Raw genomic sequence first — 15,399 nt, forward strand, 5'->3', positions numbered from 1 at the left:
TCTCGCAGCGGAAATCTTCACTCCAACGTGCATGAGGGGCGGCGCCAGATCGATCCGAGCGGGGCATGTGGCTTGTTGGCCGCATGCCCCTTAAATACTTATTGCAACGGACGAATTCTCTTGGCATCTGGTATGCCAATGGCTAGAGTTGGACATGTTCTAAAGAAGGGCTACGAGACGCAGCGATGAGCCACGACGTGCAACAGGTCCGCTCGTTCGAACATCCGGGCGAGGGGCGGAAGCGAGCCAAGGCGACGCCCAAGGGGCGCCAGGTCGATCCTACGGCCGCGCACGAGATCGAGCAGCTGCTCGGCGACAAGCCGCGGCGGCGCGATCTGCTGATCGAATATCTGCACCTGATCCAGGACAAATACCACCAGATTTCGGCCGCGCATCTCGCCGCGCTCGCTGACGAGATGAAGCTCGCCTTCGCCGAGGTGTTCGAGACCGCGACCTTCTACGCCCATTTCGACGTGGTGAAGGAAGGTGAGCCCGACATCGCGCCGCTGACGATCCGCGTCTGCGATTCGCTGACCTGTGCGATGCTCGGCGGCGAGAAGCTGCTCAAGGATTTGCGGAGCGCGTCGGGTCCCGGCATTCGCGTCGTGCGCGCGCCCTGCGTCGGCCGCTGCGATACGGCACCTGCTGCTGAAGTCGGCCACAACTTCGTCGACCACGCGACCGTCAACAGCGTGATGACGGCGGCGAAGGCCGGCGACACCCACGCGCATCTGCCCAACTATGTCGGCTACGAGGCCTATGTCGCCGGCGGCGGCTATAAGCTGCTCAACCGCCTTCGCTCCGGCGAGCTGCCGAAGGACGATCTCTTGAAGGCGCTCGACGACGCTTCGCTCCGCGGTCTCGGCGGCGCAGGCTTCCCGACGGGGCGCAAATGGCGTGCGGTGCTCGGCGAACCCGGGCCGCGGCTGATGGCGATCAACGGCGACGAGGGCGAGCCCGGCACGTTCAAGGACCGCTATTACCTCGAAACCGATCCGCACCGCTTCATCGAGGGCATGCTGATTGGCGCGCATGTGGTGCAGGCCTCCGACGTCTACATCTATTTGCGCGACGAATATCCGGCCTCACGCGAGATCCTCGAACGCGAGATCGCCAAGCTCCCGCCGGGCGGTCCGACGCTGCATATGCGCCGCGGCGCCGGCGCCTATATCTGCGGCGAGGAATCCTCGCTGCTGGAGAGCATCGAGGGCAAACGCGGTCTGCCCAGGCACAAGCCGCCGTATCCGTTCCAGGTCGGCCTGTTCGGCCTGCCGACGCTGATCAACAACATCGAGACGCTGTGGTGGGTGCGCGACATCGTCGAGAAGGGCGCCGACTGGTGGAAGGGCAATGGCCGCCATGAGCGTCATGGCCTGCGCAGCTTCTCGGTCTCGGGCCGCGTCAAGAATCCCGGCATGAAGCTGGCGCCCGCGGGCATCACCGTGCGCGAGCTGATCGACGAATATTGCGGTGGCATGGCCGACGGCCATCAGTTCTACGCATACCTGCCGGGCGGCGCGTCGGGCGGCATCCTACCGGCGTCGATGGACGACATCCCGCTCGATTTCGGCACGCTGGAAAAATACGGCTGCTTCATCGGCTCCGCCGCGATCGTGATCCTGTCGCAAAAGGACAGCGTGCGCACCGCGGCGTTGAACCTGATGAAGTTCTTCGAGGACGAGAGCTGCGGTCAGTGCACGCCGTGCCGCGTCGGAACCCAGAAAGCGGCGCTGCTGATGCAGAAGCCGGTCTGGAACCGGGCCTTGCTGGAAGAATTGAGCCAGGCGATGCGCGATGCCTCGATCTGCGGGCTCGGACAGGCGGCATCGAATCCCGTGACCACCGTGATCAAATATTTCCCTGACGAGTTCAAGGAAGCGGCCGAATGACCAAGATTACGTTCGAGCTCGACGGCAAGCAGGTCGAGGCCAAACCCGGCGAGACGATCTGGCAGGTGGCCCAGCGCCAGGGCCGCGAGATCCCGCATCTCTGCTATTCGCCCGCACCCGACTATCGCCCCGACGGCAATTGCCGCGCCTGCATGGTCGAGATCGAGGGCGAGCGCGTGCTGGCGGCGTCCTGCAAGCGTACGCCGTCGGTCGGCATGAAGGTGAAGACCGAGAGCGCGCGCGCCGTTGCCGCGCAAAAAATGGTGATGGAGCTGCTCGTCGCCGACCAGCCCGCGCGCGAGACCTCGCACGATCCGGATTCGAAGTTCTGGCACTGGGCCGAGACGACCGGCGTCACCGAGAGCCGCTTCCCCGCCGCCGAACGCTGGGCAACGGACGCCAGCCATCCGGCGATGCGCGTCAATCTCGATGCCTGCATCCAGTGTGGCCTGTGCGTGCGCGCCTGCCGCGAGGTCCAGGTCAACGACGTCATCGGCATGGCCTACCGCAATGCCGGCGCCAAGATCGTGTTCGACTTCGACGATCCCATGGGCGAGTCGACCTGCGTCGCCTGCGGCGAATGCGTGCAGGCCTGCCCGACCGGCGCGTTGATGCCGGCCGTGATGCTCGACGACAAGCAGACCCGCGTCACCTATGCCGACAGGAAGGTCGATTCGCTGTGCCCGTTCTGCGGCGTCGGCTGCCAGGTGACCTACGAGGTCAAGGACGAGAAGGTGATCTATGCGGAGGGCCGCGACGGCCCCGCCAATCATAATCGTCTGTGTGTGAAGGGCCGCTTCGGCTTCGACTACATCCACCATCCGCATCGGCTGACCAAGCCGCTGGTACGGCTGCCGAACGCGAAGAAGGATGCCAACGACCAGGTCGATCCGGCCAATCCGTTCACGCATTTCCGTGAAGCGAGCTGGGAAGAGGCGCTCGACATCGCGGCCAAGGGCCTCGTGAAGATTCGCGACGAGAAGGGCGTGAAAGCGCTGGCCGGCTTCGGCTCGGCCAAGGGCTCGAACGAAGAGGCCTATCTGTTCCAGAAGCTGGTGCGCACCGGCTTCGGCTCGAACAATGTCGATCACTGCACCCGGCTGTGTCACGCCTCGTCGGTCGCGGCGCTGTTCGAAGGCTTGAGCTCGGGCGCGGTGTCGGCGCCGTTCTCCGCCGCGATGGATGCCGAGGTGATCTGGGTGATCGGCGCCAACCCGACGGTGAACCATCCGGTCGCTGCGACCTACATCAAGAACGCTGCCAAGAACGGCGCAAAGCTGTTCGTGATGGACCCGCGCAAGCAGACGCTGTCGCGCCACGCGACCAAGCATCTGCAGTTCAAGCCGGGCTCCGACGTCGCCATGCTGAATGCGATGATCAACACGATCATCACCGAAGGCCTGACCGACGACCAGTACATTGCCGGTTACACCGAAGGCTTCGAGGAGCTCAAGGAGAAGATCAAGGAGTTCACGCCGGAGAAGATGGAGCCGATCTGCGGCATCCCGGCGCAGACGCTGCGCGAGGTCGCGCGGACCTATGCGCGCGCAAAATCCTCGATCATCTTCTGGGGCATGGGCATCAGCCAGCACGTCCACGGCACCGACAATGCGCGCTGCCTGATTGCGCTGGCGCTGATCACCGGCCAGGTCGGCCGTCCCGGCACCGGGCTGCATCCGCTGCGCGGCCAGAACAACGTGCAGGGCGCCTCCGATGCCGGCCTGATTCCGATGTTCCTGCCGGACTATCAGCCGGTCGGCCGCGACGACATGCGCGGCGCTTTCGAGAAGCTGTGGCAGCAGGATCTCGATCCGGTCCGCGGATTGACCGTGGTCGAGATCATGAACGCGATCCATGCCGGCGAGATCAAGGGCATGTACATCGAGGGCGAGAACCCCGCGATGTCCGACCCCGACCTCCAGCACGCGCGCCACGCGCTGGCCATGCTCGATCATCTCGTGGTGCAGGATCTCTTCGTTACCGAGACCGCGTTCCACGCCGACGTGATCCTGCCGGCCTCGGCCTTTGCCGAGAAGGAAGGCTCCTTCACCAACACCGATCGCCGCGTGCAGCTCGCGCGCCAGGTGATCAAGCCGCCCGGCGATGCGCGGCAGGATCTCTGGATCATCCAGGAGATCGGCAAGCGCATGGGGCTGCCGTGGAATTATTCCGGCCCCGGCGACGTCTACACCGAGATGGCGGAGCTGATGCCGTCGCTGAAAAACATCAGCTGGGAACGGCTGGTGCGTGAAGGCGCGGTCACCTATCCGGCCGACGCTCCCGATAAGCCCGGCAACGAGATCATCTTCACCACGGGCTTCCCGACCGCGAGCGGCCGCGGCAAGATCGTGCCGGCCAAGGTCATCCCGCCGGACGAGCTGCCCGACGCCGAATATCCGATGGTGCTGTCGACCGGCCGCGTGCTCGAGCACTGGCACACCGGCTCGATGACGCGCCGCGCGCAAGTGCTCGACCAGATCGAGCCCGAGGCGGTCGCGTTCATGTCGCCGAAGGACATGCGCAAGAAGAGGCTCGCGCCGGGCGATTTCATTCGCCTGGAGACCCGCCGCGGCGCCGTCGAGGTCAAGGTGCGCTCCGACCGCGACGTGCCCGAGAACATGGTGTTCATGCCTTTCTGCTACGCAGAGGCGGCGGCGAACCTGTTGACCAACCCGGCGCTCGATCCCTTCGGCAAGATCCCGGAGTTCAAGTTCTGCGCGGCCAGGGCGGAACGGGCAGAGATGCGGGACGCGGCGGAGTAGGGGCCTCGCTTCTTGGGCGAAAGGACGCCGTCAGTTTCTCGGTGTCGTCCTGGCGAAAGCCAGGACCCATACCGCGGAATCCATCGATAGCAGGCGGTCGCAGTACCGAACAACGAATCTTCGCCAAACTCTTCCCTGGGGTAATGGGTCCTGGCTTTCGCCAGGACGACGGCTGAGAGCGTGGTGCTCTACGCACTTCGCCGCTGGCATCGACGGTGCTACACATCGCCCATGTCCAAAGTCACCCCCGCCACACGGGCGCTTGAAGCCGCCGGTGTGGCTTTCACCGTCCACACTTATGACTACGATCCCGACGCAGAAAGCATCGGGCTCCAAGCCGCTGCCGCGCTTGGTGAGGATCCGGCGCGCGTGCTGAAGACGCTGATGGCCTTGGTGGACGGCAAGCCGGTCTGCGTGGTCGTGCCGTCCGACCAGGAAGTCTCAATGAAGAAGCTCGCCATCGCTGCGGGTGGCAAGTCGGCGCAGATGATGAAGCCGCTCGAGGCCGAGCGCGTCACCGGCTACAAGGTCGGCGGCATCAGCCCGTTCGGGCAGCGCAAGCCGGTGCGCGCTGTGATCGATCGGCGGGCCATGACGCAGGAACAGGTGTATCTCAACGGGGGCCAGCGCGGCTTACAGGTGCGGCTCAAGCCGGACGATGCGCGCGAGGTCCTCAAGGCAGTCGTGGCCGACGTGATCGCCTGACCACGACGGCGGTCGCACGCGCCATCAGTTGCGGTGCACAAACGCAGCGTCTTGCAAGTTGAATTTGTTGCACGCTCGCGTGCATGGAGCCTGCACAGCATCATTAGACTATGGTAGGGTACGATATCCGCGGAAAAAAAGTGCGTCGAAAACAGGGAGGACGACATGCGGGTGATTGCGTCGAAGGTCCTTGGCTCGTTGGCCGCAGGACTTTTTTTTATGTCCGGTGCCGTGATGGCCGCGGAGCCGCCGAAGGAGATGAAGCTCTACGTCTTCTCGTCGGGGGCGCTCAATCTCGACAAGTCTATCATTCAGAATGGCAGTAGTGGCAAGGTCCAGATCCCGGTCGGCTTCTTTCTGATCCGGCATCCGAAGGGCGACGTGCTGTTCGACTGCGGCAACAACGACCGCATCATCAAGGATCCCGACTATTGGGGCCCGTTCGTGAAGGCGCTTGACCCCGGCCGTTCGCCCGACATCGCCATCGACGCCCAGCTTGCCAAGATCAACGTCAAGCCGTCCGATATCAAATATGTCGTGCTCGGCCATTTCCACGTCGATCACGCCGGCAACATTGGAAAATTCCTGGACTCGACCTTCGTGTTCCAGCGTGACGAGATCAGGAACGCGTTCTGGCCGGCGCCTGGCTACGCGACCTTCTTCATCTCGGACGACTTCGCCATGCTGCGCAACAGCGTCGGCGGCGGCATGCCGGCCAAGTACAAGACCATCGAGCTCGACGGCGATCTCGATCTGTTCGGGGACAACAGCGTCTTCATTCATCGCACCGTGTCGCACACGCCCGGAAGCCAGATCCTGGTGGTGCGGTTGCCGAAGACCGGAACAGTGGTGCTGACCAGCGACGCCATCTATCTCCAGGAGAATCTGGATAAGAACATCCTGCCGAGCATCGGCAGCGTCTATGATCCGGTCGGCATGCTCGATGCCTATGCCTGGGTGAAGCGGGTCCGCGATACCGAGGGCGCCGACATCATCTACGCCCACGATCCCGACGTGTTCAAGGCGCACAAGCATTCGCCCGAATTCTACGAGTGATCGGTCGCGACATCGGGTCATCTCGCGCAAGTCGTTATCCCAGGTCCCTGGGCCCGGGATTCCGTTCGGTGCTCCGAGGGAGTGCCCGCCAGAGGGGTGTCTAAAGTCTCCATGCTTCCGGCTGTCTCTCCGGTCGTTGTCGCCGAGCGCGTGACAAAATGGTACGGGCCGCGGCGCGCTGTCGCCGACGTCTCGTTTTCCATCGCGCGGGGCGAGATCGTCGGACTGCTCGGGCCGAACGGATCCGGCAAGAGCACGATCTTCCGCATGCTCACGGGCTATCTGGTTCCGACGAGCGGGCGCATTGCGGTCGCCGGCCACGACGTGGTTGAGGATTCCATCGGTGTGCGCCGCGCCATCAGCTACGTGCCGGAAGATGCGCCGCTCTACGACCACATGCGGGTCGGCGAATTCCTGCATTTTATGGCGGGGCTCAAGGGCCTGCACGGGGCGAAGGCGAGGGCCGCGGTCGACGAGGCGGCCGAGCGGCTCGACCTTGCGCGCGTCATGAAGCTGACCGCCGGCAAATTATCGCGCGGCTTCCGCCAGCGTGTCTCGATCGCGCAAGCACTCTTGGGCGATCCAGACGTTCTGGTGCTGGACGAGCCGACCAGCGGGCTCGATCCGCATCAGGTGATCGCCGTACGCGACCTGATCCAGTCGCTGGCCGGACGGCACACCGTGCTCATGGCCTCCCACGTCCTGCCCGAGATCGAGAAGATTGCTTCGCGGGTGATGATCCTGCTCGATGGCGTGCTGCTGACATCCGATGCATTGAAGGATGCCGCGCCCGATCTCCGGCTTCGCTTGTCGGCGGATGCGTCGCTCGAATCCATTCGCGCTGCGGCTGGTGCGGTCGCCGGCGTGCGCGACATCGTCGCCGCTGCCGATGGAGGTGGGCGCTTTCTCGTTGCGGCGGATCGGCGTCCCGCACTTGCCGCCGACCTCCTGTCCGCGCTGGTCAGCGCGCAAATTGCGGTGCGTGAGCTGACCGAGCTGCGGCCCGACCTCGAGCGGGTCTTTCTCGACCTCACCCGCCAGCCGGAGGCGGTCGCATGAGAAGCTTCGCCGTGCTGCTGGGCAAGGAAGCGACGGCGCTGTTCTCTTCGCCGATCGCCTACGTGCTGATGACCGTGTTCCTGCTGATCATGGGCTATAGCTTCACGCTGACGCTGTTCCTCAGCCATCAGCCGAGCATGGTGCATGTCTTTTTCCAGATGTTCGTGCTCTTCATGCTGACCGCGCCGCTGATCACCATGCGCCTGTTCGCGGAGGAGCGGAAGCTCAAGACCCTGGAGGTGCTGCTGACCGCGCCTGTCTCCGAGGTCGCCATCGTGCTTGCGAAATTTCTCGCCGCGATGAGCCTGATCGTGGTCATGCTTGTGCTGTCGGGGGCCTATGCGGCCGCGCTTGCCTGGTTCGGCGATCCGGATTTCGGCCCGATCTACAGCGGCTATTTCGGCCTCTTGCTGTTCGGCTCGGCCCTGGTCGGCGCGGGGCTGTTGGCCTCGGCGTTGACAGCCAACCAGGTGATCGCAGCGCTGATCTCGCTCAGCGTGTTCCTCCTGCTCTGGATCATCGACAATTTCGGCTGGCTGCTGCCGAGCCCGTTCGACACGCTGGTGGTGAACCTGTCGCTCTCGGTTCATTTTCGTCCCTTTGCCGTCGGCTCGATCTACCTGTCCGACGTGGGCTTCTTCCTCAGCGTCACGCTGCTGATGCTGCTGTTGACGGTCCGCGCGTTGGCGCGGCGGTGAGAGGCAACGGAATGACCGGCCCCGCCAGATCGAACGTCGCGCTGCTCGCCCTGGCGGCCGGAGCGATCATCTGCGGCGCACTAGGCTTTGCCAGACTCGGCGAGACGGCCACGAACATCTTGCTGTTCATGGCCTGCGTCCTCACCTTGCTCGCACTCTTCATCGTCGCGATCAGGCTGCCGTTGCGCAGCGGCGGTTCGGCCTGGCTCGCGAACACGTCGATCGTCCTTGCCGCCATCGCCGTCGTGATCGGCGCCAACGTTGCGCTCTATCGCCACGATTTGCACTTCGACGTCAGCCGCGAAGGGCGCAACACGCCGCCGCAGCAGCTCACCGACGTGATCGCGCAATTGCGCGTCCCGCTGTCCCTGACCTATTTCTACAATGCCGGCGATGCAAATGCAGTCAACCTCAAGGAATTGGTTCAGACCGCCGCGCGCAACCATCCGTTGTTCGCGTTCCGCGCCATCGATCTCGACAAGGAGCCGGGCCTTGCCCGCGATCTCGGCGTTCGCGCCTACAACACGGCGGTGCTCCAGGCCGAGGATCGCAAGGTCCTGGTCGAGAACGTCATTGATCCCGCCCGCATCGGCTATGCGGCGCTGCGGGTGCTGCGCAAGCGGGTGGAGATTGTGTGCTTCGTCACCGGTCACGGCGAGCCGTTTCGGCCGTTGCCCTCGCATTTCCATTTCAGCCATGTCGAGACGCTGAAGGGGCACGAGACGCCCGGCGCCGGCGACGTGCTGGAGGCGGCGCCCGAAGCGCTCGATAGGCTTCAACTCGCGTTGAACCAGATCGGTTTCGAGATGCGCGAGCTCGTCACGGCGACTGGCTCCAGCATCCCGTCGGACTGCTCGGTCGTCGCCGATGTCGGCCCACGCACTGCCTTTTCCGCTGACGAGGCGGCACTGCTTGGCGACTATGTACGAGGAGGGGGCCGGCTTCTGCTGCTGATTGATCCGCTGTCGGAGGTCAACGGCGATTTCGAGCGCCTGCTGTTGAGGCCTGTCGGCTTGTCGACCGAGGCGGCGATCGTGATCGATCCCCTCAATCATTTCCGCACCGACGCCGACAAGGTCGCGGTCCCCTATTATCCGCCGCATCCGATCACCCGGCGCCTGGCGTTGACCGTGTTTCCGCAAGTCCGGCCGCTCGCCGTGGCGCAGCCGCCAAGCGGCGTAAGCACGATCGTGCTCGCGGCCAGCAGCCAGGACAGCTACCTGCGTTCGCCCAGGACTGTTGCCGCTGCGAGCGATGGGGCGGCAACAGGGCCCCGCAATGCCCAGCCGCTCGCGGTTGCTCTCGAGGGGACCTGGCCGGGCGGCGCGCCAGACAAGCGCTTCCGCATGGTCATAGCCGGGACCAGCAAGTTCGCGAGCAACGAATATTTCCCCTATGTCTCCAACGGCGAGCTGTCGCTCGCCACGCTACGCTGGCTCGCCGAGGATGATAATTCGCCAAGTGTCGCGCCGCAGACCTTCAAGCTGCCGGAGATCGTGTTGACCAGCGGCCAGATGCGCGACACCTTCATTGTGCTGGAAGTCCTGTTGCCGCTGAGCACGGCCTTGTTCGGTGTTGCGATGTGGTGGAGGCGGCGGTGAGGGCCGGGGCGGCCGGAGGCGGGACGCCCCGATGGCTGATGCCGCTCTTGGCTCTGGTGCTGGTGGCGCTCCTCGGGCTGCTGGTCCTCAGTGGAGAGTGGCCGGCGCTGCGCAGCAAGGTCGCATTCGCACCCAAGGGCCTCCTGGCTCTCACGCCGGCCGACATTCGGAGAGTGGAGATCCGTTCGGATGGTGACAGCGTCGTCTTGCTTCGCAGGGAAGGCGCATGGGCGATCGAGGGGCTGGATGGCACCATGCCGGCTGAGCTCAGGACGCATCTCGAGACGGCGCTGCGGCTCGCCACGGTGAGCGAGCCGGCGCGCGAAATCCCCGCCGGTGAGCTCAGCCCGGCAAGCTTCGCGGGCTTTGGTCTGGACCCACCCGCAACCGTCGCGGTCATCGAGGCCGTCGACGGTACGGCGACGTCGGTGAATGTGGGCGCGCTCAATCCGGCGAACACGTCGCACTATGTCCGGGTCAGCGGTCGCCCCGCCGTATACCTGATGCCGCGCCATGTCGGCGAGGAGTGGCGCGTCACCTTCGACATGACACGCCGCCTGCGCGGTCCGGCCGGCGCCGATGCGGCGAGCCGCGGCAAGAGCCTGTTGCTGCCGGTATCGATGACGCGGGTCTGGGCGCTCGAGATCGTCTTCGCCGGCAAGCTCACCCGTTTCGAGCGCGATGCCGGCGGCAATTGGTTCCGCCATCTCGGTCAGCACAATCATGCCGCCGGTAATGTCGTCCATGTCGCCGATTCCGAGCAGGCCCGCATCATCGATGCAGCGCTGCGTGCGTTCGATGCCGCTGCGGTCGAGACGCGGATTGGCGCTGCCGATCCGTCGCAATTGGCGCGCTACGGCCTCAATCTGCCGAGCCTGATCGTTCTGGTCTTCGCGCGCGACGCGCCGGCGCCGCTCGCAAGGCTCGAATTCGGCGCCTCCGCCGACAGTCTCGATCGTTACGCGCGGCTCGCGCCCGACGGTGCCGTGGTCACGGTGGTCGAGTTCGAGATGCGGCGCTTGACGGAGCTGCTGCGCGCGGTCGGAGCCGGATCATGATGCGACCGCGCCTGGCGCTGCTCGGCATGATTCTGCTCGGCATCGGCATGCCGGCATGGGCACATCAGGTCAATCTGTCGACCGCACGTGTCGCACTGACCGCCGCTCGCGCCGTGACCATCGAGGTGGCACTCAAGGGTAGCGACGTCGACCGGCTTGTCGGCACGAAGGTCTATGACGCGAAGCAAGATGCGGTCGATCTGGCCGCGGTCGACGTGGCCGCGGCATCGATCCTGACCTATGTGCGATCACATCTCGCGGTAACCGGCGTCGGCGGCACGGCGTGCTCGGCCGGGACTGCCACGATCCTGGCAGACGGCGACGGCATCATTTATCGCAACAGTTTCGACTGTGCCGCCGTAGTCGGTGACATCGTCTATCGCTCCACCGTGCTGACCGAGAGGGATCCCACTGCGCGTCAGGTGGTGCTGGTCGCGCAGAATGGGACGGAGGCGCAGGCGCTGCTCGATTCTGGCAATACGACGGTCACGCTGTCCGCCCCCGCGCCGCAGCTGTGGTCGACGATGCAGCGCTATCTCCTCACCGGCGTCGAGCACATTTTTCTCGGCTACGATCACATCGCCTTCCTGATCGCCGTCGTGCTGTGGGCGCGCCGGCTCATTCCCATCATCAAAATCGTCACCGCCTTCACCATTGCCCATTCGCTCACGCTGTCCCTGGCCGCGCTGAACGTCCTCGTTATTCCGAGCCGGATCGAGGAGCCGGCGATCGCCGCCTCGATCGTGTTCGTTGCCGTGGAGAATTTCTTTTCGCGCGACATCGACAAGCGCTGGCGCGTGACCTTTCTGTTCGGGCTGATCCACGGCTTTGGTTTCGCCGGTGCGCTTCAGGAGATTGGCCTGCCGGCGAACGCGGTGGTGCCGGCGCTCGCCGCCTTCAACATTGGCGTCGAGATCGGGCAGGTCGCGATCGTTTCGATCGTGCTGCCGTTGCTTGGCCTGGTCGATCGGCTGTTTGCAGCCGACCGGACGAAGCCAGTGCGGGCTGCGAGGCTGGTCTATGCGGTCTCCGCGGCAATCAGCCTGCTCGGCGGCTACTGGCTGCTGACGCGCGTCTTCGAGGCGTGATCCCCGTTACTGCTTCTGCAGCAGTTTCAGCCGGCAGCGCAGGGCCTCACGGATGTGTGCACGCGCAAGCTGCTCGGCCCTGTCGCCGTCGCGCGCGGCGATGGCGTCGATGATAGCTCGATGTTCGCCGTGGCTGGTTGAGGGACGGCCGGTCACCGTAAAGGTGGTCGGGCCGAGCAGGGCGATCCAGTCCTGCAATTCCCGCGAGGCGTTGTCGAGATAGCGGTTGCGCGCGGCGCGGCAGATGGCTTCGTGGAAGGCGCGATTGAGCCTCGCCATCTCGGCCGCGTCGCTCTCCGACACCTCGACAAAGGCTTGCTCGATATCGCGGAGCGCGTCGATCTCCGTGGCGGAGGCGTGTGCGGCGGCGAGGCGCGCGGCGGCGCCTTCCATGATCTCGCGCATGGCGTAGAGCTCGAGCACCTCGGATATGTCGAGGTTGCGCACGATCAGCCCGCGGCCGCCGGCCGGCGCGACGAAGCCGCGTGCCGCGAGCCGGCCTAAGGCTTCGCGAACCGGGGTGCGGCTGACCTTCAGCCGCTGCGCGACCTCTTCCTCGCGCAGGCGGTCGCCGGCGCGGTAGCTGCCGGCCTGAAGCGCCTCGCAGAGCGAACGGAACACGGCTTCGCCGAGCGCGACACCGCCGCCGCGCGCGATCGTTCCGCCTGTCTTTGCCGGACGTCTGGCCATTGTTCCTCGATGCGCATCCGGCCCGTGCAAAGACGCCGCTTGCGTCGCCTATGTATATCTTTGTATACAAAGGTACGCAACGGCGCCCTGGTTGGGTATGGCCGCTGACGGACAGAATGTCTCCAATCTCGCGTGCCAGCGGGCAGACGGTATGGGCAGCAAGTACGATGTGCTGGTGATCGGCGGTGGCAATGCCGCGCTGTGCGCAGCGATCGCCGCGCGGCGCGGCGGAGCGTCGGTGCTGGTGCTCGAGGGTGCGCCAAAGTTCTATCGCGGTGGCAACACCCGCCACACCCGCAACATGCGCTGCGCCCATGACGCCGCCACCGAAATCCTGACCGGCCCCTACACGGAGGAGGAGTTCTGGGAGGATCTGCTGCGCGTTACCGGCGGGCAGACCGACGAGGTGCTCGCCCGTCACATGATCCGGGAGTCCAAGGATATTTTGAACTGGATCGTGGAGCAGGGCGTGCGCTGGCAGCCCTCGCTCGGCGGCACGCTGAGCCTCGGCCGCACCAACTCGTTCTTCCTCGGCGGCGGCCGCGCGATGCTGAATGCGCTCTACCTCACGGCCGAGCAGTTGGGCGTAGAGGTCGAGTACGATGCCGAAGTCACCGACCTCGTGATCGAGAACGGCATGTTCCTTGCCGCGCGCCTCAAACGGCCGATCAAGGGCGAGACCGAGATCCGCGCGACCTCGCTGGTCGCGGCGGCCGGCGGCTTCGAGGCCAACATCGAATGGCTCAAGCAATATTGGGGCGAGGCCGCCGACAATTTCCTGATCCGGGGCACGCCCTACAACCGCGGCTCGATCCTGAAGATGCTGCTCGATAAGGGCGTGCAGGAGGTCGGCGATCCCACCCAGTGCCATGCGGTTGCGATCGACGCCCGCGCACCGAAATTCGACGGCGGCATCATCACGCGCCATGACTCCGTCGTGTTCGGCATCGTCGTCAACAAAAATGCGCAGCGCTTCTATGACGAGGGCGAGGACATCTGGCCGAAGCGCTACGCCATTTGGGGCCGGCTGGTCGCGGCGCAGCCGGATCAGATCGCCTACATCATCTTCGACTCGACCGTGGTCACGAGCTTCATGCCGACGCTGTTCCCGCCGATCGCCGGGCAGACCGTGGCGGAGCTCGCCGGCAAGCTCGATCTCGATCCGGCCGCGCTGGAGAAGACCATCACCGAGTTCAATGCCGCGGTGCGGCCCGGCACCTTCGATCACACCATCCTGGACGACTGTCGCACCGAGGGCATCACGCCGCAGAAGACCCATTGGGCGCGGCGGATCGAGACGCCGCCTTATCTCGCCTATCCGGTGCGGCCCGGCATTACCTTCACCTATCTCGGCACGCGCGTGAACAAGGAGACGCGCATGCTGATGGCTGGCGGCAAGCCGTCGGCCAATATGTTCGCGGCCGGCGAGATCATGGCCGGTAACGTGCTCGGCAAGGGCTATGCCGCCGGCATGGGCATGACCATCGGCAGCGTGTTCGGACGGATCGCAGGACGGGAAGCGGCGAAACATGCACGGAACTAGGATTCTCGACGAAGCCGACCGTCTGATGACGGTCTGCAATTCCTGCCGCTATTGCGAGGGATTGTGCGCGGTGTTTCCGGCCATGGAGATGCGCCGCGCCTTCTCCGACGGCGATCTCAACTATCTCGCCAATCTCTGCCATGCCTGCGGCGCCTGTTATGTCGACTGCCAGTTCTCGCCGCCGCACGAATTCAACGTCAACGTTCCGAAGACGCTGGCCATTGCGCGCGCCGAGTCCTACGCGGCCTATGCCTGGCCGCGGGCGCTATCCGGCACATTTGCGCGGAACGGCCTCGTCATCAGCATCATCGCCGCGCTCAGCATGGCCGCCTTCATTCTCGGCTTCGCCGCTTGGAACGACCGCAGCGTGCTGTTCGGCGTGCACACCGGTCCCGGCGCGTTCTACAGGCTGATGCCGCACAATTCGATGGCCGCGCTGTTCAGTGCCGCCTTCCTTTATGCGATCCTCGCTCTCGTCCTGAGCGTGCGCGCCTTCTGGCGCGACATCGGTCCGCCGATCGGCGGCCGCGCCGATGGTGGCTCGATCTTTCAGGCGATCCGCGATGTCGGCGAGCTGCGCTATCTCCATGGCGGCGGCGTCGGCTGCTATAACGAAGACGACAAGCCGACCGATCGGCGCAAGCTCTATCACCACCTGACCTTCTATGGCTTCCTGCTGTGCTTTGCCGCGACCTCGATCGCCACGCTGTATCATTATCTGCTCGGCCGCGAGGCGCCGTATCCGTGGTGGGACCTGCCAGTCGTGCTGGGCACGTTCGGCGGCATCGGCCTGATCATCGGGCCGATCGGCCTGTTCTGGGCCAGAATGCGGCGCGATCCGGCGTTGCTCGACGAGAGCCGCTACGGCATGGATGTCGGCTTCATCGCCATGCTGTTCCTGACCGGCATCACAGGAATGGCACTTCTGCTCCTGCGCGAGACCTCTGCGATGGGGCCGTTGCTGGCGCTGCATCTCGGCGCAGTGTTCGCGCTGTTCATCACCATGCCCTACGGCAAGTTCGTGCACGGCATCTATCGCTTCGCGGCGCTGGTGCGTTATGCGCAGGAGCGGCGGACGGCGGCGTGACCGTTACCCCGGCCGAAAGCGGCCGTCGCGCAGGAAGGCGATCGTCTGTTCAATTGCAATAGTGTGGCGCGGAAGTCCGTGGGAAGCAGAGGTCCGCGCGATGCCATGAAGCAAAACCACTCCCGGGCATCGCGCCTCGCCTGTTTGGGGCGCCCCGTGCATC

Annotated in this window: 12 protein-coding genes; 11 read left to right on the forward strand and 1 reads right to left on the reverse strand. The window is 65.0% G+C overall.

The window, feature by feature from the left end; translation table 11 throughout:
• The first annotated feature begins 185 nt into the window (after nt 1–185).
• From CWO91_RS07465 to CWO91_RS07510, 9 genes are all read left to right on the forward strand, one after another.
• Nucleotides 186–1,889 (forward strand): NADH-ubiquinone oxidoreductase-F iron-sulfur binding region domain-containing protein, encoded by a 1,704-nt coding sequence (locus CWO91_RS07465; RefSeq protein ID WP_130212889.1) that lies wholly within the window; start codon nt 186–188, stop codon nt 1,887–1,889.
• Complete coding sequence (fdhF, locus tag CWO91_RS07470; RefSeq protein ID WP_130212890.1) at nt 1,886–4,651, forward strand: formate dehydrogenase subunit alpha; 2,766 nt, start codon at nt 1,886–1,888, stop codon at nt 4,649–4,651. The genes CWO91_RS07465 and fdhF overlap by 4 nt, the downstream gene beginning before the upstream one ends.
• Before the next feature lie 231 nt (nt 4,652–4,882).
• Nucleotides 4,883–5,356 carry a Cys-tRNA(Pro) deacylase gene (gene ybaK / locus CWO91_RS07480; protein ID WP_130212891.1) on the forward strand — a complete coding sequence of 158 codons (474 nt, stop codon included), beginning with the start codon at nt 4,883–4,885 and terminating at the stop codon, nt 5,354–5,356.
• 219 nt (nt 5,357–5,575) lie between these two features.
• Nucleotides 5,576–6,412: an N-acyl homoserine lactonase family protein gene (locus CWO91_RS07485; protein WP_164940322.1), complete on the forward strand. Its 837-nt coding sequence runs from the start codon at nt 5,576–5,578 to the stop codon at nt 6,410–6,412.
• A gap of 111 nt (nt 6,413–6,523) precedes the next feature.
• A complete protein-coding gene (locus CWO91_RS07490; protein WP_130212893.1) occupies nt 6,524–7,471 on the forward strand; it encodes an ABC transporter ATP-binding protein in 948 nt (315 codons plus the stop codon).
• On the forward strand, nt 7,468–8,169 hold the full coding sequence (locus CWO91_RS07495) for an ABC transporter permease (protein WP_128935809.1): 702 nt from the start codon (nt 7,468–7,470) through the stop codon (nt 8,167–8,169). The genes CWO91_RS07490 and CWO91_RS07495 overlap by 4 nt, the downstream gene beginning before the upstream one ends.
• Nucleotides 8,170–8,180: 11 nt before the next feature.
• Nucleotides 8,181–9,770, forward strand: a complete 1,590-nt coding sequence (locus CWO91_RS07500; RefSeq protein ID WP_130212894.1) for a Gldg family protein — start codon at nt 8,181–8,183, stop codon at nt 9,768–9,770.
• Between the two features lie 38 nt (nt 9,771–9,808).
• Nucleotides 9,809–10,828 carry a DUF4340 domain-containing protein gene (locus tag CWO91_RS07505; protein WP_130212895.1) on the forward strand — a complete coding sequence of 340 codons (1,020 nt, stop codon included), beginning with the start codon at nt 9,809–9,811 and terminating at the stop codon, nt 10,826–10,828.
• Nucleotides 10,825–11,916, forward strand: a complete 1,092-nt coding sequence (locus CWO91_RS07510; protein ID WP_130212896.1) for a HupE/UreJ family protein — start codon at nt 10,825–10,827, stop codon at nt 11,914–11,916. Before CWO91_RS07505 ends, CWO91_RS07510 begins: the two co-directional genes overlap by 4 nt.
• 6 nt (nt 11,917–11,922) lie before the next feature.
• Here the strand turns inward: CWO91_RS07510 and CWO91_RS07515 are convergent, their stop codons facing one another.
• A complete protein-coding gene (locus tag CWO91_RS07515) occupies nt 11,923–12,606 on the reverse strand; it encodes a GntR family transcriptional regulator (RefSeq protein WP_130212897.1) in 684 nt (227 codons plus the stop codon).
• A 151-nt stretch (nt 12,607–12,757) separates the two neighbouring features.
• Between CWO91_RS07515 and tcuA the strand changes: the two genes are divergently transcribed.
• Both tcuA and tcuB read left to right on the forward strand, forming a co-directional pair.
• A complete protein-coding gene (gene tcuA / locus CWO91_RS07520; protein ID WP_130212898.1) occupies nt 12,758–14,149 on the forward strand; it encodes an FAD-dependent tricarballylate dehydrogenase TcuA in 1,392 nt (463 codons plus the stop codon).
• The gene (tcuB, locus tag CWO91_RS07525) at nt 14,136–15,236 is read left to right on the forward strand and encodes a tricarballylate utilization 4Fe-4S protein TcuB (RefSeq protein WP_130212899.1); all 1,101 of its coding nucleotides are present in this window, start codon (nt 14,136–14,138) and stop codon (nt 15,234–15,236) included. Before tcuA ends, tcuB begins: the two co-directional genes overlap by 14 nt.
• Nucleotides 15,237–15,399 lie beyond the last annotated feature (163 nt).

The organism is Bradyrhizobium genosp. SA-3 (assembly GCF_004212635.1).
Taxonomy (GTDB): domain Bacteria; phylum Pseudomonadota; class Alphaproteobacteria; order Rhizobiales; family Xanthobacteraceae; genus Bradyrhizobium.